The sequence below is a fragment of the Corynebacterium sp. KPL2734 genome (assembly GCF_040225595.1).
GTDB lineage: Bacteria > Actinomycetota > Actinomycetes > Mycobacteriales > Mycobacteriaceae > Corynebacterium > Corynebacterium rhinophilum.
In genome coordinates this window covers 1-924 of the sequence record NZ_JBEHFO010000049.1, presented here as the reverse complement: position 1 = coordinate 924, position 924 = coordinate 1, and the positions used below count along the sequence as shown (strand labels likewise).

General features: G+C 51.6%; 1 pseudogene. It reads right to left on the bottom strand.

Annotated elements, in window-relative coordinates:
- Positions 1-75: 75 nt before the first annotated feature.
- Positions 76-828, bottom strand: a pseudogene (locus ABRP88_RS11360) (IS256 family transposase); the annotation flags it as partial.
- Between the last annotated feature and the right edge of the window lie 96 nt (positions 829-924).

The window sequence follows — 924 nt, the reverse complement described above, 5'->3', positions numbered from 1 at the left end:
CAACACCGACCCTGACACTGTCCCCCGATTCACAGATTCAGGAAGGACAGATACACCACTCCACCGGACTTGACCGTCGGGAAAGGCCACGGCCATTTGGTTGATGGCTTGTTTCCAGCCGGATACTCGTGCTCCTTCCACGAGCCTGCTGGCTGTAGCTGAGGCCCGTTTGCCTTGTTTCGCCCTCTTTAAGGCTCGTTTGTCTTCAATATTGCAGATCATCAACCACAGCGTCTTTAACGCAGAATCATCATTAGTAAATTGGACCCGGTTACGCGTGGCTTTACGCAGCTGATTGTTAAACGATTCAATCGAATTCGTCGTATAGATAACCTTCCTAGCCGCTGGAGGAAACTGCAAAAATGGCACGAATCTATCCCACGCATCCTCCCAGACCTTGACCGACCGAGGGTACTTCACACCCAGTGCAGACTTTGAAAATTCCTTCAACGCCGCTTCTGCCGTGGATTCATCAGTAGCCGTATACACCTTCTTCAACGCTGCTGATACGCTCTTGCGGTCACCATAAGATACCCACCTGTTGGCAGCGCGAATTAAATGCACGATACAGGTTTGGACCATCGAATTCGGCCAGGTTGCCTCTACAGCCTGCGGCAAGCCTTTCAGCCCGTCACAGCAGACAATAAAGACGTCTTTGACCCCACGGTCAGATAAGTTGGCACATACATGTGCCCAAAACGATGCGCCTTCTTCTTTAGCAATCCATAGGCCCAAAATGTGCTTGATGCCATCTAAATCCACGCCGATAGCCATATAGGCAGACTTGTTGACAACCCTGCCACCGTCACGGACTTTAATGCGCAACGCATGGGCCTGACCCCCGGAAAGTGGACACGTCGGGGTTAGCTATGCTGCTTTGGTCAGTGTAGCTGATGTGAGTGCTTCGAAGTCATCGGGAGCTAG